This is a genomic window from Caulobacter sp. Root1455, from assembly GCF_001426905.1.
Lineage (GTDB): Bacteria > Pseudomonadota > Alphaproteobacteria > Caulobacterales > Caulobacteraceae > Caulobacter.
On the sequence record NZ_LMFQ01000022.1, the window covers coordinates 59,556 to 83,077 of the forward strand.

Consider the following 23,522-nt stretch of genomic DNA (forward strand, 5'->3'; position numbering starts at 1 on the left):
ACGGCGGCCTAGCCGGCGCTCGCGCGCGTCCTCTCCAACCGGGCCATGGCGTAGAAGATCAGCAGGCTGGTCACGACCAGCACGGCGGCGAGCGCCAACATGGGCGCGAGGTTGCTGCCCGTGGCGTCGCGCACCATCGGCACCAGGTTCTGGGCGATGAAGCCGCCCAGATTGCCGATCGCGTTGATCGCCGCGATGCCGGCCGCCGCCCGCGGCCCGCTGAGGAAGCTCGGCGGCAGGCTCCAGAACACGGGCTGCGCCGAGAAGATGGCCGGCGCGGCGATGCACAGCATGGCGAACTTCAACGCCGCCCCAGGCAGGACCACGCTCAGGGTCAGGGCGACCGCGGCCAGCAGGCAGGGCCCGGCGATGTGCCAGGCGCTGGCGCCATGGCGCGCGGCGTGGCGCGGCACGAACCACAGCGCCACGCCGACGAAGATCCAGGGGATGACATTGATCAGCCCGTTGACGGTGTTGGAGACGCCGAACGACTTGACGATGGTCGGCAGCCAGTAGCTCAGGCCGTAGGCGCCCAGCGGCATGCCGATATAGAGGCCCGCCAGCAGCAGGACGCGCGGATCGAAGATCGCCTTCCAGGCGCCGCGGTGGTCGTCGACCACCCCGCCCCGCTCCGCGTCCAGAACCTTGGCCAGCCAGTCCCTTTCGACCTGCGGCAGCCACCGGGCCTGGGTCGGACCGTTGGGCAGGCGCCACAGAACGTAAGGCGCCAACAGCACGGCTGGAACGCCGGTGACCAGGAACACCCATTGCCAACCGGCCAGCCCCAACGTGCCGTCCAGATCCAACAGCAGGCCGCCCACGGCCGCCCCGACGGCGTTGGCGACGGCGCTGGCGATCATGAACAGGCCCACCATCCGCGCGCGATGGGCCTGCGGATACCAGAGCGTCAGGACGTAGAGCACGCCCGGGAAGAACCCCGCCTCGGTGACGCCCAGCAGGAACCGCAGGACATAGAACATCGTCGCGTTCTGGGTGAAGCCCAGCGCCAGGGTGACCAGACCCCAGGTGAACATGATCCGCGCGAACCAAACCCGCGCGCCCACCCGGGCCAGGATCAGGTTCGACGGCGCCTCGAACAGGAAATAGCCGATGAAGAACAGCGACGCGCCCAGGCCATAGGCCGCCTCGCTGAGGCCGAGGGCCTGGACCATGTCGAGCTTGGCGTACGACACGTTCTGCCGATCGATATAGGCGATCAGATACATCAGGCAGAACAGCGGCATCAAATGCCGCGTCACTCGCCCGACCGTGGCGCGCTCCATGTCGACGGACGGATCAGGCATGCGATGACCTCTTATGGGCTTTGGCGCCCGGGACCTGGGCGGCGTGTCGGGGCGGGGCGGTGGACTCGCGCTCGATCAGGGCGTGATCCAGGACGTAGTCCGCGGAAGCCTCGGCCGATGGCTCGGTCGATCGCAAGACGCACATCAGTCGATCCAGGGCCACGGCCGCCATCTGCCGCACGGGCTGGCGCACGGTGGTGAGCGGCGGCCAAAGGGTGGTGGCCACGGTCGTGTCATCGAACCCGACCACGGTCAGGTCACGAGGCACGTCGAGATGTCGACGGTGGGCCACCGACACGGCCGCGGCGGCCATGTCGTCGTTGCTGGCGAAGATCGCGGTGGGCGGCGGGTCGCGATCGAGCAGCTGCTCGGCGGCGCGCAGGCCCGAACCGTAGGTGAAGGCGCCCTGAGCCAGGACGAGTTCAGCCCCCTCGACCGCCGCGATCGCCGCGCGCGCGCCCTCGAGGCGTACGACGCTGGCGGTCTGGTTGGGATTCCCGGAGATGAAGCCGATCCTTCGGTGGCCAAGATCCAGCAGATGCTGGGCCATGGCCTGGCTGGCCTGGCGGTCGTCGATGCGGACATTGATCGCATCGCTCGCCGGGCGCCCCGCGGCGACCACGGCGAGCGGCAGATTGGCGGCGCGGAGCATGTCGCGCACGACGGCGGACTCGCCCAGGGGCGGCGCCAGGACCACGCCGTGGACGCCCTGGCTCAGCAACCGCTCCAGGTCCCGCGGGGCCGGGGCCTGGCCGTCTTCGCCCCGCACCAGGATCAGCCGGGCCCCGGCGCTGGTGGCCTCCTCGAACACCCCGATCAGGAAGTCGCTCATGAAGGCGGCGCTGGGATTGGAATAGATCACCCCGATCCGCAATTCGCCGGCCATGACGAGGTTGCGGGCCGCCAGATTGGGTTCGTAGTTCAGCTCGCGGATCGCGGCCAGAACCGCCATGCGCGTCTCTTCCCGGACCTTGGCGCGATCATGGATCACCCGCGACACCGTCATGCGCGAGACGCCCGCCAGTTGGGCGACATCGACAATGGTGGCGCCCCGGGCGCGGTCCGGCCTGCTCAATGGAAACCCTTCTTGGCGTTCGCCGGCGATGCGGCGGCGACGTGTTGTCCGACCGTCCGAGGTTCGTCCCCGGCGCGGGGCAATAGGGGCGTGACGCGTTCGCGAACGCAAGCACTAGGCGACCGGCGGCGCGGATCGGCGCGCCGCGCGGACCGAAATTCAGGCGATGGCTCCACACGGCCTCTCGGGCGGCAAAAAGGACCCGGGCCGGAACGGCGGTCAGCCGATCCGGCCCGGGCGGCGCCCAGGGGGAGGTGGAACGGGCGGCTCAAGTTAGAATTCGTAGCGAAGACCCACGTGGTAGAACCGGCCCATCAGGTCGTAGAGCGCCGGGTTGGCGTCCAGACCGGTGTTGGTTTGCGGCGACGGCGTCGGGTCCTTGTTGAACAGGTTGGCGACCTTGAAGTAGGCCTTCAGACCGTCCTTGATCTGGTACGAACCGCTGAGGTCGACATAGGTCGCGCCGTCCATGCGGTTGTAGTCGATCGTCGGATAGTTGTTGTTATCCGTCGCGGTTCTGCCGACCGGGCAGCTGCCGGGGGCGCACTCGATGTACTGGCCGCCGATGACGCCGTCGCTGAACCAGCGCTCCTGCAGGCTGAGCATGAACCGGTCCGAGGTCCAGGTCTGGACGGCGAGAACCTTCCAGTCCGGCGTGTTGCCGGAGTTCTGGCCCGCGGTGTCGACAACGGAGCCGCCGGGGAAGCCCTGATTGGTGACGAACTTGTGGGTGTTGGTCGCCAGGGCGCGCAGATCGAAGTGGCCCGGCACGCTGGGCAGATCGAAGCGGTAGCTGGCCTCGATGTCGAAACCGCTGGTCTTGATCGAGGCCAGGTTGAACACCTGGGCGTTGACATAGGGCGTCACGCCGGCCGGCGGGGAGAAGTTGAAGGCGCCGCAGTATTGCGTCAGGCCCGCATAGCAGAAGTTGACCACCTGCTGGGCGCTCAGGCTGGAGATGCCGCCGTCCAGGACGATGTTGTACCAGTCGACCGAGGCGCTGAAGCCCGGCAGCCACTTCGGGTTCGAAAGGACGACGCCGAGCGTGAAGTTCTTGGCAATCTCGGGCTTCAAGTCCGGATTGCCGACCACGTTCTGGAGCACCAGCAGCGCACCGCCGGAGGGAGCGCCGGGCGGGGGCGTGCCCGTGGAGGGAATGGTGAAGTTGGGCAGCGTGGTCGTGACCGGCGCGGCGAACAGCTCCGACAGGTTGGGCGCGCGGACGTCACGCGAGGTGACGGCCCGCAGGCGGATCCCGTCGATCGGCGTGTCCCAGGTGCCGCCGACCTTCCAGGTGTAGACGGTGCCCGAGGTGCTGTAGTCGGTCCAGCGGCCGGCCATGTTGAGGTTGGCCTTGCCCGCGGCGTCCGAGTCCACCAGCGGCACGTTCACTTCCGCGTACGCTTCCTTCACGCTGTATTTGCCGGCGCCCGAGTGATAGTTGCCCGCGTACCAGTTGTTGCCCGCGGTGCTCAGGGCCGGGTCGGCCGGATAGTCGACGGTGTAGGGCGAAGCCGCCGAACCGTCGCCGTAGGGGTCGCCTTGCACGTGGTACTGCTCGCGACGGTACTCGGCGCCGAAAGCCAGCGCGACCGGGCCGGCCCAGCCCTGGATGGGCTCGCCGCTGAAGTTGATGCTGGCGACGTCCTGCTTCTGGACCGAGTGCTGATACGGGCCATTCTTCGGGGTGATGTAGGCCAGGGCCGCGTCGCTGGGCGTCTGCCCGCCGAAGACGTTGATCGGCTGGCAGCCGTTCGCGCGGGCGGTCGCATCGGCGCAGACGATCTGGCCGTTGAGCAGGGTCGCCTGGATGGCCAGCCGGTAGCGCGGGTTCAGCATGATGTCGTTGACGTGGATGTTCGTCGTGTTCTCGCCGTGCGTGTAATAGGCGTCGTAGGACCAGTCCGTGCCCACGGCGTTGAACTTGCCGTCGGCGCCCATCACCGCGCGGACCTGGGTCCGCGTCGGATGGACCGAGATGTTCCGGGGCAGCAGGGCGTTGCTGGTGCCGAACGTGAACTGGGTAATGCCGGCGTTGGCGCAGGCCGTCGCGACCGAGGCCGGCAGGTAGGGGTTGGAGCACTGCAGCGTCAGGCCGGTCGTGGCGCCGCCCGGATTGGGCTGGTTGGCGGTCTCGACGCGGGCGACGTTCAGGGTGCCGTAGATCTCGTTGTTGTCATCGATGTCGTAGGCGACGCGCGTATAGCCGTTCAGGCGCTTGAGCTCGGACTGCAGCGAGGTGCCGATGCCGACATTGCCCGACAGATCGCCGCCGACGCAGAAGCCGCCGTTCGAGTAGCAGTTGCTGACCGCGCCGTTCGCGGCCTTGGACGGCACGCCATTGGAGCCGTACTGGAACTGGAACGGATTGCCGTTGACGTCGAAGGCCGTGCCTTGCAGCGGCCCGGCGCTGATCAGACCGTACTTGGTGTACTGATAGGCCTGGGCGTGCTCGCGATAGAGGTACTGCGGCGAGCCGTCGTTGGTGACGCCGCGGTTGACCAGGGTCGCGGTCGTGTACCAGTCACGGTCGCCCGGCGCATCCTCGCCGAAGCCGCCGGCGGGCACGCCTTCCTCGTCATCGTATTCGCCGCTGACCTGGACGTGCAGGCGGTCGTTCAAGAAGTTCTTGCCCGCGGCGAGCTGCACCAGGAACTGCTCGTTGTCGCCGTAGGTCGTGACGCCCGCCGAGACATTGGCCTTGAAGCCCTCGAAGCGCTTGTCGGTGATGAAGTTGACGACGCCGCCGACCGCGTCGGACCCGTAGGACGCCGAAGCGCCGCCGGTCACGACGTCGACGCGCTGGACCAGGAGCTGGGGGAACAGGCTGATGTCGGGAACGCCGGTGACGTTGGCCGGAACCACCCGCTGGCCGTCCAGAAGGGTCAGGGTCCGGATGGTGCCCAGGCCGCGCAGCGAGAACGAGCTCAGGCCCTGCTGGCCGCTCGACGTGCTGAACGTGCCGGTGGTCGCCCCCGTCGAACCCTGCAAGGAGGGCAGCTGCGCGATCGTCGTGAAGACGTTCGGCTCGGCGTTGCGCTCCAGGTCGGCCTGGCCCAGGGCCTGGGTCGGCGTGGGCGCGGTGAAGCCGGTGGTCCGGATCCGCGAGCCCGTGACCACGATCTCGGACAGCGAGGTGGCGGCCGGTTCCGACGGCGCGGGGGCCGGAGCCACCTGCGCGTTGGCCGCTCCCGCCGCCACGGCCAATGCGACCGCGCTTGTCGCGAACAACGCGTTCAAAAAGCGCGAACCCCCTCGCGCACGACCTTCATCACTCATCCCGCTGCCTCCGATTTTTCGTTGAGACCACCGACGATGGCCTCCCTGGAAGCTGTCAGACAAAGGAGAGGTGAGCCATTACGACCATGGTCGTACGTCGGCTGATTGTGGACGAGACAGGCGGCGTCGAAAGGCGGCGTCGAAGGCGCGCTCGCGCCCTCGGCCCCGCCGATCGACCGCCTCGTCGTCGATTTAGTCGTGTCGCACCGCGTAGAGCGCGTGATGGGTCAGGACGAACAACGTCCGCTTGTCGGGGCCGCCGAAGACCAGCTGCAGCGGCCGTTCGGGGACGTCTATGCGCCCCAGTTCCCGGCCGTCCGGGGCGTAGACGAACACCTGCCCGTTGGCGACATAGACACGCCCCTCCCCGTCCGTCGCGACGCTTTCGCCGCCGCGGTCGGCGAAGACCTTCAGGTCCGTCACCGCGCCCTGCTTGCCGACCAGGCCGCTATAGGTCTTGTTCTCCGAGCTGTTGGCGACGAACACCCTCTGGCCCGGCTTGGCCGTGGTGAAGCCATAGGTGTCCAGCGAGTCCGAGAAGCGCAGCCCCCGGAAGTCGGCGGGGCCCTGCTGAAAGACGCGATAGGCCGGCAAGGTCAGGCTGCCGTCGGGCGAGACATATTCGCGAGGCTTGGTCAGCGCCATGTCCCGCGCGAACATCTGAGCCAGGGTCGTGAACTGGTAGGTCGTCAGATCCAGTTGATCCTTGAACTCGGCGTTGTTCCACCAGTTGACCGGCAACACCGTCGCCGCGCCCGCATGGTCGATCGCCGAGGTGGGCGGGATCACCGTGACCTCGGTGTCGGGACTGCCCGGCTTGAAGCTGTAGACCGTGCCGTCGCGGCCGTCCGACGACAGCACCAGCAGGTTCCCCGAGCCGTCGACGGCCAGGTTGATCGGATCCAGCGTGTTGTCGCGCACGATCGACAGCTTGCGCTCGTCCGACCAGCTGTAGATGCGCTGGTGACGCCGGTCGGTGAAGTACAGCGTCCCGGCCGCATCCACCGCGCCGCCGCCCAGCGAGTAGAAGCCGTCGCCCAGCTTCTCCACCCGCGCGCCAGCGGGGAAGGTCGAGGGCGCCGTCGGCCGCGGATCGGCGGTCAGGTCCAGCACCGCGAACTGCCGCTCGCGCGCCTCCAGCCCGCTTGTGACGTCCAGGATCGCGTTCTCGTAGGGGTACTTGGTCAAGCGCAGGAAGGCCGCGCAGCCGTTCTCGTCACAGGTCGAAAAGCCGCTTTCGCCGTTCACCGCCACGTTGCGGAAGCGGATGTCGCCCGAATTGTAGACCTTGACCGCCGCCGCCGCCGGACGTCGGGTCCGGGTGACGCGATAGCCGTGATAGTTGGCGACCAGGATGTCGTGGGAGTCGCGGATCTCCAGCGAGACGGTCTCCTCGCCTTCACCGGCCTCTTCCTCGGTCTGCGGGGCCAGAAGCTCCCAGTTGGCGACCCGGTTGAGGCTGATCTCGGTGCGCACATGGTGCTCGACCGAGGCCTGGTAGATGTGGCCGGGCGTCTGGGTGTCCGACACGTAGATGCCCGAATAGGCATAGGTGCTGGGGCTCCAGATATTGGCGAAGGTCCCCCCGCCGCCGTTGGTCACCCACAGGCTGGGATACTGGCCCGCCCAGCGCTTGGCCGGATCGGGGTCGGCCGTGGCGTTGGCGTTGTAGGGATTGAACCGCGTCCCGTCGTACAGCTCGGTGCCGTGACCGCCCTGGAACTTGACGTCGTCGACCAGCGAATTGGCGCCGGCCGTCCAGAGCAAGGCCGTGGCGCGCGGATTGATTCCGCCGGTGTTGAGGCCCAGCCCCGAGATGATGGCGTCGCCCCCGGCGGCCGAGGCGACCAGCGCCTTGGGCGCGCCGGCGCCCTGATAGCCAGGGGTGCGGTCGGGAAGCACGATCTGGGTGAGGCTGGGATGCAGGCCGATCAGCACCGTGTCCGAGCGCAGCTTCAAGGTGTCGGTGACGTGGTAGAAGCCGGCGGGGAAATAGACCACGCGGTGGGTGTCGATCGCCTTCTGGATGGCGGCGGTGTCGTCGGCGGCGTTGTCGCCCTTGGCGCCGAGGGTGCGGACGTTGACCCAGTCAGCCATGGCCGGCAGGGCCCGGATCGCGGGCGCGCGCGGAGCTGGCAGGCCGGGAATGGCCTCAGCCTTCATGTCGGTCTTGTAGGCGCCCACCTGGCCCAGGCCAGGCAGAGTCAGGCCGTGGGTGAAGGACGACACGCGATAGGCGCGGCCCTTGCCCCCCACTGGGCCGGCCACGGACTTGCCGCTGTCGCGGAGGCGGGCGAACACCGGCGTGTCGACAGCCACAGCGTTTTCGAAGCCGACCTGGGTGTAGACGTTGGCCTCGTTGGAGATGACGACGGCGGCCTTGGCGACGTTCTCGAAACGGACGTCCTTGCCCCACAGCCAGTCGCCGTAGCCGCGGTCGATCTCGATCCCGACGGGCGTGTCACGCATGGCCACATTGACCAGGGTCAGGCCAGCTTCGTGTTCGCGGATCGCCGCGTCACGTTGGCCCTCGAACGTGGAGTCCAGCAGCAGGAAGCCCCAGGCCGGCGAGGTCTTCTCGGCCAGGATGCCGTAGCGCCCGCCCTTGAAGTGCAGATCCAGAGCCGCGTTGCCGACTTGATACACCCCCGCCAGGCCCGAGCCGATGTCGAACTCCATGTGGCTGAGATAGGTGTGCTGGGCGGCATGGAAGCGGATCGCGGTCGCCGCCGGATTGCCTTGGCCGATCTTGAAATCGATGTTGCTCATCGCCGAGTAGAAGGTCCCGGAATTGGCGTCGGGGACGTCCTTGTCGAACGGCACGCTGCCCGGCGGCGGGAACGGCACGCGGCGCGCCGGGTCGCGCTTGGCGCCGGCGAAGATCACCATGTTGGCCAGGCCCTTCTGGAATCCGGGCGTCGCGTCGCCCAGCAGGATCAGCGGGCGCGTGGCCCCGACCCCGAACACCCGGACGCCCGGCCACAGGAACAGGGTCTTGCTGATGCGGTAGCGGCCGGAGGGCAGGAAGACCAGGCCGCCGCCGGGCTTGGCCGCGGCCGCGTCGATCGCGTCCTGGATCGCGGCGCTGTCGTCGGCGCGGCCGTCGCCCCTGCCCCGCACCATGACGGCGGCGGGATCGTCGGGCGCCTTGACGAAGGTCGAAACCGATGCCGCCGCCGGATCGCTCGCCGTGAGGAACAGCGCGATCAAGGCCGCGCACGGCGCAACAAGCCAACTTTTCATGGCGAACCTTTTCGTACTCGAGGTCTTGGTCAGGGCGTCACGGCGTAGAGCGAGTGGTGAGTAAGGACGAAAAGCGTGCGCTTGTCCTCGCCGCCGAAGATCAGCTGCAGCGGCCGCTCGGGCAGATCAATGCGACCGGCCGGCCGACCGTCGGAATCGTATTGGAAAATCTGGCCGTTGGCGACGAACACCCGTCCCCGTCCGTCGACCGCGACGCTCTCGCCGCCGCGATTGGCGAACACCTTCAGGTCGGTCAGGGCGCCGCTGGGGCTGACCTGGCCGCTGTAGGTCTTGCCCTCGGACTCGTTGGTGACGAACACCCGCTCGCCCACCGCCGCGCCGATCAGGCCATGGGCCTGCAGGCTGTCGGCCCAGCGCCAGCCGACATGGTCGGGCGGCCCCTGCCGCCACACCCGGAAAGCGGGCAGCGACAGGCTTCCGTCGGGCGACACGTAGGCCTGGGCCTTCGGCGCGCCGACGTCGCGGGCGAACATTTCGGCCAGGGTGGTGAAATGGTCGGTGGCCGGGTCGTACTGATCCCTGAACTCGCCGTTGTTCCACCAGTTGACCGGCAGCAGCGTCTTGGCGCCCGGACGCGCGGCGGCCGACGACGTCGGCGCGATCAGCGTCATCTGGTCCTTGGGCCCGTTCGGGTCGATCGAATAGACGCTGGCCTGCGGACCGTACGAGGACACAACCAACAGCTTGCCGGAGCTGTCGACCGCCAGGTTCACGGGATCCAGGGAATGGTCGCGCACCACCTCCAGGCCCTTGGCCTGGGTCCAGCGATAGATCCGCTGGAAACGTTTCTCGACGAAATAGAGCGCGCCGTCCGCGCCCACGGTCGCGCCGGAAATCGACCAGAAGCCGCTCTCCAGCTTGCGCACCTTCCCGTCGCCGGCCGGCGCGGCCGGCGCGGGTTGGCCGGAAACGTCGAGCACGGCGAATTCGCGCTCGCGCACCTCCAGCTTGCGGGTCTTGTCCTGGATGGCGTTCTCGAACGGGAACTTGCTGGCCCGCGCATAGGTGCCGCAACCGATCGCGTCGCAGAGGGCGACGCCGCTCTCGGCGTTGATGTGAACGTTGCGGAAGCGGATGTCCGACGAGTTGAACAGCTTCACCGCCGTTTCGGCCGGATGGTAAGACCGCGTCACCCGATAGCCGTGATAATTGGCGAACAGGATGTTGCGCGAGTTGCGCACTTCCAGCGAAACGGCGTCGGGGCCGTCGCCGACCTCCTGCTCGGTCTGTGGCGCCAGGAACTCCCAGTTCTGGACGTTGTCGAGCACGAACTCGTTGCGGACGTGGTGCTCGACCGACACCTCGTAGATGTGGCCCGGCGTGCTGGTGTCGGAAATGTAGAAGCCGGCCGAGGCGAAGGTGTTGGGGCTCCAGACGTTGGCGAACGTGCCGCCGCCGCCGTCCGTCACCCAGATGCTGGGATACTGGCCGTCCCAGCGGCCGTCGGCCACCGGGTCGCCGCTGCGGGCCTGCGCCGCGCCGAGCGGCTTGCCGTCCATGGTGGGGGTGCCGCCGCCGCCCATGATCTTGACGTCGCTCACCTGTGAATTCGCGCCCGACCGCCACAGCAGCGCCGAGGCGCGCGGATTGACGCGTCCGGTGAACAACCCGATCCCCGCGAGGATGTTGTCCCCGCCCTTGGGGCTTTCCAGCACGGGCGTCACCGGTCCGACCCCGGCGTGGCGCGGATTGTCGTCGGGAATGACCAGCTGGGTCAGGGCCGGATGCAGGCCGATCAGCACGGTGTCCGGCCGCAGCTTCAGGGTGTCGGTGACCTTGTAGAAGCCGATCGGCAGATAGAGCACGCGATGGGTGTCGATCGCCTTCTGCAGGGCGGCGGTGTCGTCGGCCTGGCTGTCGCCCTTCACGCCCAGGGTCTTGACGTTGGTCCATTCGGCCACCGGCGGCAGGGCGCGAAGAGCCGAAGCCGGCATCGCCGGGAGGGACGGCAGCGAGGCCATGTCCACGTTGGTCTTGTACTCGCCCATCTGGCCGAGGCCGGGCAGCGTCAGGCCATAGGTGAACGAGGCCACCTTGTAGGCCTTCCCTTTACCGGCCACCGTCTTACCGCTGTCGCGGAAGCGGGCGAACACCGGGGTGTTGGACGCCACGGCGTTGTCGAAGCCCACCTGGGTGAAGACGTTGTCCTCGGCCGAGATCACGACGCCGGCCTTCGAGACGTTCTCGAAGCGGACGTTCTTGCCCCACAGGCTGTCGCTGTAGCCCCGGTCGATCTCGATGCCGACCGGCGTGTTCTTGATGGCCACGTTGACCAGGGTCAGGTCGACCTCGTGCTCGCGGATCGCCGCGTCGCGCTGGCCGTCGAAGGTCGAGTCGATCAGGGTGAACTGCCAGGCCGGCGAGGTCTTCTCAGTGACGATCCCGTAGCGCCCGCCCTGGAAGTGGACGTCCTCCATGATGTTCCCGGCCTGGTAGACGCCGGCGAAGGCCGAGCCCAGGCGGAAGTTCATGTGGCTGAGGAAGGCGTGCTGGGCCATGCGGAACCGAACCGCCGCCGCCGCCGGATTGCCCGCGCCGATCTCGATGTCGACATTGGCCATGGCCGAATAGAAGGTGCCCGAATTGGCGTCGCGCACCTTGTCGGTCGGTGGGACCACCGTCGGCACCGGCACGGGAATGGCGCCGACCTGGTATTGGTCGCCGCCCGTGAACACGATCATCGTGCCCACGCCCTTCTGGAAGCCGGGCGTATTGGCCGCCAGCACGAAGACCGGCCGGGTCGCGCCGACCCCGAAGACGCGCACGCCCGGCGGCACCAGGATGCTGCGGCTCAGGCGGTAGCGGCCCGACGGCAGGAAGACGAGGCCATGGCCGGTCTTGTCGCGCGCGGCGTCGATGGCCTTCTGGACGGCGTCGGTGTCGTCCGCGCGGCCGTCGCCGACACCCTTGACGGTGATCGCGCGCGGGTCGTCGGGGGCGGTGAGCAGAACAGAGCCGGTCGAGGCCAGGGCTGGGGTCGAAGCCGCCAGAAACGCCGCTAAAAGGACCGCCTTCATGCCACTCTCCTCGTCGCAACCCCTTATCGATAAGGAATCGCCACCCCCCCGCCATCCTCGACCATGGTCGTAGTTACGCCCCATCGGCGGCCCGGTAGAACCCGATTTCAACCGTGCGGTCAGCCTGTCGGTCATTCGGCATGCCAGCCAGCCTTCAAGGACGCCGCTTGCAGCCGCCATCCCGCCCCGCCCCGTCCGCCGGGCTCGCCATCATCGCCATGGGCGTGAGCGGGAGCGGCAAGTCGACGCTCGGCGCTCTGCTGGCCAGCAAGCTCGATTGCCCGTTCCTGGAGGGCGACGACTTTCATGACGCGCGCGCGGTCGCCAAGATGCGCGCGGGCCAGCCCCTCGACGACGATGACCGCTGGCCCTGGCTCGATCGCCTGGGCCTGGCGGTCGGCCAGGCGCTGGTGTCGGGAGGACGGGTCGTGGCGGCCTGCTCGGCGTTGAGACGCGGCTATCGCGAGCGCCTGCGCGGCGCCATCGGGGCCCCCACGCGCTTCGTCCTGCTGGACGCCGGCCACGACGAGCTCCTGCGGCGGCTCACCCACCGCTCGGGCCACTACATGCCTCCCAGCCTGCTGGCCAGCCAGCTCGCCACGCTCGAGCGTCCAGGCGCCGACGAGGCGATCTTCACGCTCGACGCCGCCGCGCCGCCCGAACGCCTGTGCGAGATCACCCAGGCCTGGCTGGAAGACGACGCGCGCTGGACCGGCGGGATGGCGCGCGCTTCAGGGCATCAACCGCTTTCGCCCGCGTGAGAGATGCCAGCGCATGGCCAGGGCGGCGCTGTCGCCGTCCTGCGCCCGGATCGCCTCGACGATCAGTTCGTGCTCTTGCATCATTTCGGCGATCGCTTCCGGCGGCCGCGATCGCGAGATGTCGACGCCCGCGCGCATGATCCGGTCGACGTCGGGCTGCAGCGCCTCGAACGTGACCAGGAAGGCGGGATTGGCGGTGGCCTGCGCGATGCGGCGGTGCAGCTCCATGTCCTCGGCGTGAGCCGGCGCGTTCGACAGCAGCGCCTCGCGCAATTTCGACAGCGCGTCCTCGATGCTGGCCATCTCCTCGTCCGAGCGCCGCGCCGCCGCCAGCCGCGCCGCCTCCGCCTCCAGCACGAAGCGCACCTCGTAACTGCCCAGGGTCGAGGCCAGTTCGGACAGCGGCATGTAGGCGCTCAGCTTGTCCGACGGGCGGTTCTTGACGAACGACCCGGCCCCGCGGCGCGCCTCGGTGATGCTGTCGGCGGCCAGTCGGACGAGGGCCTCGCGCACGATCGTGCGCGACATGCCGAAGATCTCCGCCAGGCGAGCCTCGGACGGCAGGCGATCGCCGACCGCCAACCCGTCGGCGTTGATCATCTCCACGATGCCCGTATACGCCCTGTCGGCCAGGCGGCCTTCGCTCATCCCTCGGTCTCCAAACTCGACTGGCGCCAACATCGCGCCGTTCGCTTCCGTTAGAAAGCGGCCGTCGGCCGGCGCCAAGGTGGCGGCCCAGCCCTCGCGACGCCAGCGCGAACTTCACCGTGGCGGCCGGCGCGCGCCGTCGGCGCAGCCGGACAAGTCCGCGTGGAAAGTCTTTGCCGCGCCGCTGCATCCCACCAAACCTGTATGACAGATTTCGACGGAATGGCATGAACAATCAAATGTTCACGCTCACATTGCCGAACGGGCTTGAATTTGTCCAACAGATAGCGTTACCATCCGGAACGCGACCCGGATTCGCCGAACACGATCGGCGGGCAAAACAAACGGGCGTCGCACCGCCGAATGGCTGCGCTGGGATGAAGCAGAGGGGTTCTGGAATGACCACGACGGGTGTCCGCGTTATCGACCGCGATCTGGAGGCGGCGTTCGACGAGCTCACGCCGACCCAGATGAAGGTCTTGGAAGGCGTCAACTCAGGACGGCTCAACAAGCAGATCGCCTTCGACCTCGGCATCGCCGAAGCCACGGTCAAGGCCCACATGACCGCGCTGATGCGCAAGCTCAACGTTCACAACCGGACCCAGGCCGCGATCGCGGCGCAGGCCCTGGCGCACTGGCCCCGGTCGGCCGCCCGATAGGCCCACAGGCCGCGGACTGGTCAAGGTCCGGCAGGGCGATGGCGCGGTCGCCTACGACCGCGGCCTGCGCACCCTTTCGATCCGACCGCCGGGCTGAGACGCCTGGCGCGCCCTAGTCGACGGCGAGAATGACGTGCGAGGCCTTGATGAGCGCCTGGGCCCGGGCGCCGACCTTCAAGCCCAAGGCCTCGCCGCTGCCGCGCGTGATCGTCGCCGTCAGGGTTTTCCCCGGCTCCATCTCCAGCACGACCTCGTCATTGACCGCCCCCTCGTCGTGGCGGATCACCGTGCCCGCCAGGCAGTTGCGGGCGGACGTCCGCAGGCCGTCGTCGCCCGCGGCCAGGATCACGAAGCTCGACTTGATCAAGGCCAGCGCCTCGCGGCCCGGCGCCAAGCCCAGGTCCGCGACGCTCTCGCGGGTGACGATGGCGACGATGGCGACGCTCGGCGAGACCCTCAAGGTCACCTCGGCGTTGACGGCGCCTTGGGTGACGGTCTCGACGACACCCCGGAGGGCGTTGCGGGCGCTGGTCTTCATGCCAAAACTCCAGATCAGGGATTTTAGGTCGTCGTCCGCGCCGCCGAGCGCCTCTTCCAGCTGCTCGACCAACTGGGTCAGACCGTCCTCGACCTTGGCGTAGGCGGCCAGGACCGCCAGGCCGGCGGGCGTGACCTGGGCCGCGCCGCCCTGGCGGCCGCCCGTCTGGGCGGTGACCAATGGCCGTTCGAACAGATTGTTCAGCGCCTGGACCGCGTCCCAGGCGCCCTTGTAGCTGAGCCCCACCGCCTTGGCCGCGGCGGTGATCGAGCCGTGGGCCTGGATGGAGCTCAGCAGCCGGATGCGATCGGGTCCCACGCGGGACACGGGGCCCTTGCGCAGCTGAAGGACGGCCTGGATGGGAAGCGGTCGGGTCATGAACGATCTATGCGACAAGCCGGGCCCGGACGCCACGTCGGGATCGGTCGAGCGATCGTCGGTCAGGCGAAGGCCGGTCTCCACGGCGCGTGGAGTGGGGAATCACCCCATCGCAACGCCTTCCCATCAGGCGCCATTCTAGGAATGGGGCGCGGTGACGTTTAGCGCTCGCTGGGCGTGCAAGATAATGCGGCTGCTTCAAACGGCGGCGTTCGGTCTGACGTGTTTGGCGGCGCTTGTCGTCATTGCCTTCGCCGTGACGCTCACCCTCGATCTGAGGGCGCAGGCGATCTTCGGGCTGACGACGATCGTCGTCACCCTTCTGCTGAATCGCCACGGCTCACGCCGGGTCACCATAGCGCTCGGCCTCCTCTCGATCGCCGTTTCGACGCGCTATCTCTACTGGCGCACCACCGAGACCCTGCACTTTCGCTCGCCGATCGAGGCGGCCTTCGGGTTGGGCCTTTTCCTGGCCGAGCTCTATGCCTGGGCCATCCTGGTCCTGGGCTACATCCAGACCGTCTGGCCGTTGGCGCGGCCCGTCCGCCCGCTCGCCGGCGAGGCGGACAGCTGGCCGACCATCGACGTCTTCATCCCGACCTATAACGAGAGCCTGCAGATCGTGCAGGACACCGTCCTGGCCGCCCTGTCGATGGACTATCCGCGCGACCGCTTCCGCGTCTACGTCCTCGACGATGGGCGGCGCCCCGAGTTCAAGGCGTTCGCCGAGGCGGCCGGCGCCCTCTACATCGCGCGCACCGACAACAAGCACGCCAAGGCCGGCAACCTGAACAACGCCCTGGGCCTGACCGACGGCGAACTGGTCTGCATCTTCGACGCCGACCACATCCCGACCAGGGCCTTCCTGCAGATCACGGTCGGCTGGTTCCAGGCCGACCCGCGCCTGGCCCTGCTGCAGACCCCGCACCACTTCTATTCGCCCGATCCCGTGCAGCGGAACCTGCGCACGGTGAAGGACATCCCCGACGAGGGCGCGCTGTTCTACGGCGTGGTTCAGCCCGGCAACGACTTCTGGAACGCGGCCTTCTTCTGCGGCTCCTGCGCCGTGATCCGCCGCGAGGCGCTGAAGGAGACCAACGGCTTCGCCGGCGAGACGGTGACCGAGGACGCGCACACCGCGCTCAAGCTCCAGCGGCGCGGCTGGAACAGCGCCTATCTCGACATCCGCCTGGCCTCGGGCCTGGCCACCGAGCGCCTGGCCCTGCACATCGGTCAGCGCGCGCGCTGGGCGCGGGGGATGATCCAGATCTTCCGGGTCGACAATCCCCTGACCGGACCCGGCCTGAGCCTGGCCCAGAGGCTCTGTTACCTCAACGCGATGCTGCACTTCTTCTTCCCGCTGCCGCGCATCGTGTTCCTGACCTCGCCCCTGGCGTTCCTGCTGTTTGGCCAGAACATCATCTTCGCCTCGGCTCCGATGATCGCCGCCTTCGCCGCGCCGCATCTGGTGCAGTCGATCGTCACCAGCAACCGCATCCAGGGCCAGGACCGCCGCGCCTTCTGGGGCGAGGTCTACGAAAGCCTGCTGGCCTTCCACCTGGTGCTCCCGACGATCACCACCCTGCTCAATCCCAAGCGCGGCAAGTTCAACGTGACCGACAAGGGCGGCCTGCTCGACAAGGGCTATTTCGACGCCCGGCTGATGTGGCCGCACATGGCGACCATCGGCTTGCTGGTGCTCGGGCTGGTCGTCGGCTTCACGAAACTCTTTCTCGGCGGGTTCGGCGTGAACCTGGGCACCCTGCTGCTCAACGCCAGTTGGACGCTGTTCAGCCTGCTGATCCTGTCGACCGCGCTGGCGGTCGGCCGCGAGACCCGCCAGATGCGCACCTATGTCCGGGTCGGCGCCCACCTGCCGGTGATCCTGAAGTTCGGCGACGGCCGCGAGGTCCAGACGGAAACGGACGAGATCTCGATGGGCGGCTTCGCCGTCTCCAAGGTCGGCCCGGTCGACAAGAACCAGTCCATCGACGTGCAGCTGTTGTGCGGTTCGGCCTGGACGACGTTTCCAGCGCGCATCGCCTCGGTGACGGGCGACACTCTTCGAATCCAGTTCAGGTCCATGCCCATCGCCCGGCATCGGGAACTGGTGGTGGCGGTCATGGGGCGCGCCGACGCCTGGGAGCCGAACGCCGCCGCGCCCTCGGCCAATCCGATCGCCTCCCTGATCGACCTGGTGCGCGCCAGCGCCTCCCTGGTGTTCTGGTGGAGCGTCAAGCAGCCCGAGCCCTACGCCCAGCGACCGGTCGCCCCCAGCAAGGCCGATGTCGCCAAGACGGTCTCGACCCTCTGCGCGCTCCTGGCCTGTCTCGCGCTCTTCGCGGTCCCGGCGCCCGCCCGGGCGCTTGCGCCGACCGCCGCGCCGAAGCCCGCGGCCGCCGCCGCCGGCGTCCGCGAGGTCACCATCACCCTGGCCGACATGGGCGCGCGACGTCCCGTTCGGCTGCTGGGCGTCAACGGCGAGGCCGGCATCCCCTTCGCCCTGCGTCGGGACGAGGTGGTGACCGGCGCGACCCTGGTGCTGAACTTCGCCTATTCCCCCGCCCTGCTGCCCGACCTGTCGCAGCTCAACGTGTTCATCAACGACGAGGCGGTGGCGTCCCTGCCGCTGGCGCGCGAAGGCGCCCGGGGCACGGTGCTCGAGATCCCTGTCGAGCCGGCCCTGTTCCTGACCGACAACCGCCTGAACCTCCGCTTTTCCGGCCACTACGCCCGGGGCTGCGAGGACCCGCTCCACTCGTCCCTCTGGGCCAATGTCAGCAATCTGCGCTCGTCGCTGAAGCTGCGGCTGCAGCGGCTGCCGGTGCGCGCCGAGCTGGCCCAACTGCCCGCGCCGTTCTTCGACGCCGGAAGCGGTCCGCTGATCTTGCCGTTCGCCTTCGCCGCCCCGCCCTCGGACGACGCGCTGCGGGCCGCCGCGGCGACGGCCTCGTATTTCGGCATGGCGGCCAGCTATCTCGGCTTTCGCTTTCCGGTCCTGGTCGGCGACTTGCCTCCAGGCGACGGCGTGGTGTTCGCCACGGCCGGCGACCGGATCGAGGGCCTGACCCTGCCGGCGATCGACGGCCCGACCCTGGCGATCGTGGCCAATCCGCGCGATCCGTCGAGCGCCCTGTTGCTGGTCCTGGGGCGTGACCCGGCGGAGATACGCGAGGCGGCCCTGTCCCTGGCGGTGGCCGCCAAGAGCCTGACGGGCCCGGTCGCGGCCCTGGGCGCGCCGACGCTCGCCGTCCGCCAGCCCTACGACGCCCCGCGCTGGCTGCGCACCGATCGCAAGGTTCGGCTGGGCGAGATCATCGATCCCGACACCCTGCAGACCGTCGGCCTGCCGCCGGCGCCGGTGACCGCCGCCTTCCGTCTCGCGCCGGACCTACTGCTGTGGCCCCGCAGCGGCGCGCCCATGTCGCTGCGCTATCGCTATCCCATGGGCTCGTGGCTGAACCGCGAGGAGTCGCGTCTCGACGTCTCGCTGAACGGCCGATACCTGAAGTCCTTCAAGCTGGACCGTCAGACCGGGGTCGACAGCTTCCGCACCCGGCTGATGCGCGGCTTCGCGCTCAACGAGCATGACGTCTCGCTGCCGCCCTATCAGCTGTTCGGCCAGAATGAGCTGCAGTTCTACTTCGACCTCAAGGGCCACAAGACCGCCGCCTGCCAGGGTCAGCAGCCGACCAACGTCCGCAGCGGCGTTGATCCGGACACGACGATCGATCTGACCGGCGGCCACCACTACACCCAGCTGCCGAACCTGGCCTTCTTCGCCAGCGCCGGATTCCCCTTCACCCGCATGGCGGACCTGTCGAAGACCACGGTCGTGATGGCGCCCAACGCCGGACCCAACGAGATCGAGGCGTTCCTCGGCCTGATGGGCCGCTTCGGGGACGCGACGGGCGCGCCGGTCACCCGCCTTGGCATTGTCCGCAACGGCGACGAGGCGGCCCTGCGCGACCGCGACCTGCTGCTGATCGGCCCGACCAGCCTGCTGACCGCGAACGAGCATCTGATGAAAGGCGCGCCGTTCTCGAGCGAGGGGTCGCGTCTGCGCCTGCGTCTGGCGACCTTCCGCGAGCGGGCGTTCTCGATGCTCGGCACGCCGCTCGACGACGGCCAGCGCGGCGCGGCCGACGACGTCCTCGTCGGCGCCGAGACCTTCAGCGGCATGACCAGCTTCCGCTCGCCGTACGGCGGCGACCGGGTGGTGGTGGCCCTGCTCTCGGACCGCACCGAACGCCTGCCCCAGCTGGTGCAAAGGCTGGCCGATCCGACTCAGAACGCCGAGGTGAAGGGCGATCTGGTCGTCCAGTCCGACGACACCCTCGCCAGCTTTCGCGTCGGACCGACGTTCTGGGCCGGCACGATGCCTTACTTCTACCGCGCGGCCTGGTGGCTGAGCGGTCATCCGTTGCTGCTGGCCCTTGCCCTGGCCGGCGCCGTTCTGGTGCTGGCCGGACCGATCCTGCTGTGGCTCAAGGCCCACGAGCGGCGACGGCTGAAGGACGTCGAAGGGGCATGAGCCGCCGCCGTCTCCTTCCCTGGTTGCTGGCGGCCGTCGCGGCCACGTCCGCGGCGGCGCCGCAGACGGGCCTCGCGCGCCAATCCAGTCAGGAAGGCGTGAACGCGCTGGTGCGCCAGGCCGCGTTCTGGCGCGAACGCGGCCGCAAGGATCTGGCGGGACAGTCCCTGCAGCGCGCCCTGGCGGCGGACCCCAAGAACGCCGACGCCCTCGCGGCCATGGCCCGCTACGCGCGCGAGGACGGGGATGTCGCCGGCGCCGAGCGCTGGACCGCCCGCCTGCGCCGGGCGGCGCCCAACGATCCCCGACTTCGCCAGCTGGCGGCCCCCGTCGCCGCCCCGCCGAGCGCGCGCCCGGCGCCCCCTCCCGTCGCCGCCGCCGCCGCCCCACCGCCAGCGCCTCGACCGGCGGCGCCGGTCGATCGCGGGGGCCCCCTGCGGGCCGCAGGCTTCGCGGCGCTCGAGAAGGGCCAGCTGGACGCCGCCGCGCGCGACTTCGAAGCCGCGCTCAGAATCCGTCCAGGCGACCAGGACGCGCTGGGCGGGCTGGGCGTGGTGCGCCTGCGCCAGGAGCGGTTCGCCGAGGCCGAGCCGCTGCTGGCCAAGGCCAGCGCCGGGTCGCCCCAGGCCAAGGCCCGTTGGCGCGAGGCCCTGGCGTCCGCGCGGTTCTATGGCGGCCTGCGCGCGGCCCAGGCCGCGCTGGCGGCCGGCGACGCGGCCAAGGCCGAGCGCCTGGTCGCGCCGCTGGCCAACGGCTCCGGCCGCGACGTCGCCCTGGCCCAGCAACTGCTCGGCGACGCCCTGGCGCGGCAGGGCCGCCTGGCCGAGGCGGAGGCCGCCTATCGCCAGGCGGCGCGCAACGCGCCGGACTCGCCCGACATCCAGACCGGCCTCGTCGAAGCCCTGGTCGCCCAGGGCAAGATCGCCGAGGCCGAGGCCCTGGCCGCCAGGACGCCCGGCGGCGCGACGGGCTCGGTCTCGACCCGGGCGCGGATCGCCCAGGCCAGGGCCGACGAGGCCTGGGCGGCGGGCGACCTGACGGGCGCGCGCGCGGCCTTCGAGACCGCCCTGGCGGCCTTCCCGTCCGAGCCCTGGCTCCGACTCGACTACGCCCGCTTCCTGCTCGAACGCGGCGAGACCAGCTCAGCGGACGGGCTGATGTCGCCGCTGGCCTCCAGCGTGGGGGCCGAGCCGCTGCACGCCGCCGCGCTCTGGGCCGACCGGCGCAACCGGCCGCGCGACGGCCTGGCCGCCCTCGAGAAGATCCCGCCGGCCGAGCGCACCGCCCAGATGGACGCCCTGGCCCAGTCGCTGCGCGATCGCGCGGTGATCCAGCAGGCCAGGCAGGCCGCCGCCGCCGGGCGCGGCTACGAGGCCGCCAGCGGCCTGCGCGCGCTGCTGGCCAGGCCGGGACTGCCGATAGGGACCGCCGGCGAGGCCGCGTCGGCCCTGTACGACCTGGGCGATGTCGAGCCCGCCCTGGCGGCGGCCCAGCAGGCGCTGGTGGTCGACGTCCCGGCCGCGCCGGCCGCCTATGACGGCTTCGTCTCGGTGCTGGCCAAGGCTGGGCGGGACGCCGAAGCCGCGGCCCTGATCCGCCAGGCCTCGACTAAGACCGCGCCCACGCCCGAGAACCGCCGCGCCGTGGCGGGGCTGACCGCGACCCTGGCCGCCGAGCGGGCCGACCGCCTGCGGCTGTCCGGCGACCTGGCCGGCGCCTTCGACACCCTTTCCGAGGCCTCGACGATCGCCCCCGACAATCCGCGAATTCTCGCGGCCCTGGGCCGGCTCTACCTGACCGGCCGCATGCCCGACGAGGCCAGACAGGCCTATGAGGCCCTGCTGCGTCTCAAGCCGGGCGATCCCGAGGCCCTGGCGGGGATCGCCGAGGCGGCCCTGGCCCTCAACGATCTGCCCGGGGCCCGCGACAATCTCCGCCTGGCCATGGCGCGCTCGCCCGACAACGCCGATTTCTATCTGCTGAAGGCGCGGATCGAGACGGCGGCGGGCGATCGCCGCGCGGCGCTGGAGGCCCTGCAGACCGCCAAGGCGCTCGGCGCCCACGGCGGCGGCGTGCGCGGTCAGACCGGCGGCCTGGGCCCCAATCCCTTCCTGAATCGCTCGAGCGCGCCATCGCCCGCGCGTCCCGCCGCGCCGGTCGCCTGGCTGTCGCCGGCCTCGACGCCCATGGAAGCGCCGGCGGCGGCTTCGCCGTGGGCCGCCCCGCCGCCAGGCGTCGGTCCCGCCGCCCCTGCGGCGCCGCCGAGCTCGTCCTCGTCGCTGTTCGGCTTTCCGTCGTTTCCGGTCGCCAAGCGAGGTCCCGCGCCCGTCGCGACGACGCCCCAGGAGACCAGGGCCGCCGGCATCGACCGCCAGATCGCCGATCTGCGCCGTGACGCCGCGCCGCAGATCGACGTCTCCACCACGTTCCGGCAACGCTCGGGCGAGGCGGGGCTGAGCCAGCTGGGCGAGGTCGCGGGCGTCGCCAGCTTTTCGACCTCGGTGCTGGGACGCGGGCGACTGTCGTTCGAGATCGCGCCGACCGCGATCGATGGCGGAACGGCCTCGCTGGACGGCCGCCAGCGCTTCGGCGCCAACCCGATCCCCACCGCCGTCGCGATCCTCGACCAGGAACAGCCCGTGCCGCCCGGCGGGACGCCGATCATCGACGAGGAAGACGTTCCCGACCCCGGTCCGCAGACCGCCGCCGGCGCCGCCCTGAGCGTGCGCTACGCGATCGGAAGCCTGACCGCCGATGTCGGCGCGACGCCCCTGGGATTCTCGAACGTCGAGGCCGCGGGCGGGGTGAGCTGGACCCCGGCGGTCGGCGGCGCCGGCCGCGCCAAGCTGAAGGTCGAGCGCCGCCCGGTCACCGACAGCGTCACCAGCTACGCCGCCACCGTCGATCCGGTCACGGGCAAGGAATGGGGTCAGGTGATGCGGTCCACCGTCGGCGGCGGCCTGTCCTACGACAACCAGGCGACAGGCCTCTACGCGGACCTCTCGGCCAGCCGGTACGACGGCCGCCACGTGGCTGACAACAGCGGTTGGGAGATGAACATCGGCGGCTACATCCGGCCCTATCGGACCAGCGGCGCCGAGTTCCAGATCGGGGCCAACCTCAATCACCAGGCCTACGACAACAACCAGAACCTCTTCACCCTCGGGCACGGCGGCTATTTCAGCCCCCAGCAGTTCACCAGCGTGAGCCTGCCGATGCAGATGCGCCTCACCCGCGCGACCTGGAACTTCGAGCTGCGCGCGGCGCCGGGCTACCAGACCTACCGCGAGGACGCGGCCGACGTCTTTCCGCTCGACCCGGCCTTGCAGGGGACCCTGGAGTCCCTGGCCTCGATCGATCGCAGCATAAAAACCCGGTTCCCGGCCCGCAGCGAGAGCGGCTTCGGCATGGCCGGCTCGGCCGCGGCCGAATACCAGATGGGCTGGGCGACCACGGTCGGCGGGGCGCTCAGCTTCGACACCTTCGGCGACTACGACGAGGCCAAGGCCAGGCTCTATCTCAAGCAGCTGATCGGAGGGCGACAGGCGCCATGACCAACACTCCTCCCAAACGCCTTTCTCCGGCGGAGGTGCTCGCCCGCGATCACGCTTATCACGCCGTCCGAAGTTGCTCGCTGCAGTGGAGCACATTCCTTTCGGCGTTCGCGATCGAGCTGAACACGGGCGCCGAGCCGTTGGAGGTCCGCGGCTTCCTGCGCCAGATCGGTCGCCGAATGGCCGAACTCATGGTCCTGCCCAAGACCGACACCATCGAGGCCCTGGAGGCGGAGATGAACAAGGCCTGGACGCGTATCGAGTGGGGCTGGGTGAGGCTGATCCCCGAAGACGACACCATTTTCATCACCCATGGCGCCTATCCCAACGCGTTCGAGGATCCCACCAACACCGTCTGGCCCCTCGGCACGGCGGCGATCATGGAGGGCATCTACGGCGAATGGATGCTCGCCCAGGGCAGTCCCGTCTCCGTGGTGCGTCGGGTCTCGGAACAGAACGATCCGCTGGAGTTTCGCCACGGCGTCGACGTCGTGCGCGTTCCGCCCTGATG

At 69.6% G+C, this 23,522-nt stretch carries 12 protein-coding genes; 5 read left to right on the forward strand and 7 right to left on the reverse strand.

Annotation, left to right across the window (positions count from 1 at the left end):
* Window positions 1-8: 8 nt before the first annotated feature.
* From ASD21_RS14840 to ASD21_RS14860, 5 genes are all read right to left on the reverse strand, one after another.
* The gene (locus ASD21_RS14840) at window positions 9-1,304 is read right to left on the reverse strand and encodes an MFS transporter (protein ID WP_056442674.1); all 1,296 of its coding nucleotides are present in this window, start codon (window positions 1,302-1,304) and stop codon (window positions 9-11) included.
* Entirely contained in the window at window positions 1,297-2,379 is a 1,083-nt protein-coding gene (locus tag ASD21_RS14845) for a LacI family DNA-binding transcriptional regulator (protein WP_056442677.1), read from the reverse strand. The genes ASD21_RS14840 and ASD21_RS14845 overlap by 8 nt, the downstream gene beginning before the upstream one ends.
* 273 nt (window positions 2,380-2,652) lie before the next feature.
* Entirely contained in the window at window positions 2,653-5,658 is a 3,006-nt protein-coding gene (locus tag ASD21_RS14850) for a TonB-dependent receptor plug domain-containing protein (protein ID WP_056442680.1), read from the reverse strand.
* A 192-nt stretch (window positions 5,659-5,850) separates the two neighbouring features.
* Window positions 5,851-8,901: a glycosyl hydrolase family 28-related protein gene (locus tag ASD21_RS14855; protein WP_056442683.1), complete on the reverse strand. Its 3,051-nt coding sequence runs from the start codon at window positions 8,899-8,901 to the stop codon at window positions 5,851-5,853.
* 29 nt (window positions 8,902-8,930) lie between these two features.
* Window positions 8,931-11,939 carry a glycosyl hydrolase family 28-related protein gene (locus tag ASD21_RS14860; RefSeq protein ID WP_056442685.1) on the reverse strand — a complete coding sequence of 1,003 codons (3,009 nt, stop codon included), beginning with the start codon at window positions 11,937-11,939 and terminating at the stop codon, window positions 8,931-8,933.
* A 167-nt stretch (window positions 11,940-12,106) separates the two neighbouring features.
* Between ASD21_RS14860 and ASD21_RS14865 the strand changes: the two genes are divergently transcribed.
* Complete coding sequence (locus tag ASD21_RS14865; protein WP_235524895.1) at window positions 12,107-12,700, forward strand: gluconokinase; 594 nt, start codon at window positions 12,107-12,109, stop codon at window positions 12,698-12,700.
* On the opposite strand, the gene ASD21_RS14870 is transcribed toward ASD21_RS14865, so the two are convergent.
* Window positions 12,671-13,348 carry a FadR/GntR family transcriptional regulator gene (locus ASD21_RS14870; protein ID WP_056442687.1) on the reverse strand — a complete coding sequence of 226 codons (678 nt, stop codon included), beginning with the start codon at window positions 13,346-13,348 and terminating at the stop codon, window positions 12,671-12,673. The two genes, ASD21_RS14865 and ASD21_RS14870, sit on opposite strands and share 30 nt — an antisense overlap.
* A gap of 227 nt (window positions 13,349-13,575) precedes the next feature.
* On the opposite strand from ASD21_RS14870, the gene ASD21_RS24785 reads away from it, so the two are divergent.
* On the forward strand, window positions 13,576-14,007 hold the full coding sequence (locus ASD21_RS24785) for a helix-turn-helix domain-containing protein (protein WP_235523905.1): 432 nt from the start codon (window positions 13,576-13,578) through the stop codon (window positions 14,005-14,007).
* Between the two features lie 112 nt (window positions 14,008-14,119).
* Here the strand turns inward: ASD21_RS24785 and ASD21_RS14880 are convergent, their stop codons facing one another.
* Entirely contained in the window at window positions 14,120-14,923 is an 804-nt protein-coding gene (locus ASD21_RS14880; RefSeq protein ID WP_056443184.1) for a TOBE domain-containing protein, read from the reverse strand.
* A gap of 187 nt (window positions 14,924-15,110) precedes the next feature.
* Here ASD21_RS14880 and bcsA point away from each other — a divergent pair, with 187 nt between their 5' ends.
* The 3 genes from bcsA to bcsD are packed head-to-tail and all read left to right on the forward strand — an operon-like array spanning window position 15,111 to window position 23,520.
* On the forward strand, window positions 15,111-19,457 hold the full coding sequence (gene bcsA, locus ASD21_RS14885; RefSeq protein WP_056442693.1) for a UDP-forming cellulose synthase catalytic subunit: 4,347 nt from the start codon (window positions 15,111-15,113) through the stop codon (window positions 19,455-19,457).
* The gene (locus ASD21_RS14890) at window positions 19,454-23,011 is read left to right on the forward strand and encodes a cellulose synthase subunit BcsC-related outer membrane protein (protein ID WP_056442696.1); all 3,558 of its coding nucleotides are present in this window, start codon (window positions 19,454-19,456) and stop codon (window positions 23,009-23,011) included. The genes bcsA and ASD21_RS14890 overlap by 4 nt, the downstream gene beginning before the upstream one ends.
* Window positions 23,008-23,520: a cellulose biosynthesis protein BcsD gene (gene bcsD / locus ASD21_RS14895; protein WP_056442699.1), complete on the forward strand. Its 513-nt coding sequence runs from the start codon at window positions 23,008-23,010 to the stop codon at window positions 23,518-23,520. The genes ASD21_RS14890 and bcsD overlap by 4 nt, the downstream gene beginning before the upstream one ends.
* The last annotated feature ends 2 nt before the right edge of the window (window positions 23,521-23,522 follow it).

Bases quoted from the DNA above. Each gene is read 5' to 3' on its own strand.
- ASD21_RS14890 (WP_056442696.1), top strand. From the start codon at position 19,454: ATGAGCCGCCGCCGTCTCCTTCCCTGGTTGCTGGCGGCCGTCGCGGCC.
- bcsA (WP_056442693.1), top strand. From the start codon at position 15,111: ATGCGGCTGCTTCAAACGGCGGCGTTCGGTCTGACGTGTTTGGCGGCG.
- ASD21_RS24785 (WP_235523905.1), top strand. From the start codon at position 13,576: ATGAACAATCAAATGTTCACGCTCACATTGCCGAACGGGCTTGAATTT.
- ASD21_RS14860 (WP_056442685.1), bottom strand. From the start codon at position 11,939: ATGAAGGCGGTCCTTTTAGCGGCGTTTCTGGCGGCTTCGACCCCAGCC.
- ASD21_RS14850 (WP_056442680.1), bottom strand. From the start codon at position 5,658: ATGAGTGATGAAGGTCGTGCGCGAGGGGGTTCGCGCTTTTTGAACGCG.
- ASD21_RS14880 (WP_056443184.1), bottom strand. From the start codon at position 14,923: ATGACCCGACCGCTTCCCATCCAGGCCGTCCTTCAGCTGCGCAAGGGC.
- ASD21_RS14855 (WP_056442683.1), bottom strand. From the start codon at position 8,901: ATGAAAAGTTGGCTTGTTGCGCCGTGCGCGGCCTTGATCGCGCTGTTC.
- bcsD (WP_056442699.1), top strand. From the start codon at position 23,008: ATGACCAACACTCCTCCCAAACGCCTTTCTCCGGCGGAGGTGCTCGCC.
- ASD21_RS14840 (WP_056442674.1), bottom strand. From the start codon at position 1,304: ATGCCTGATCCGTCCGTCGACATGGAGCGCGCCACGGTCGGGCGAGTG.
- ASD21_RS14870 (WP_056442687.1), bottom strand. From the start codon at position 13,348: ATGAGCGAAGGCCGCCTGGCCGACAGGGCGTATACGGGCATCGTGGAG.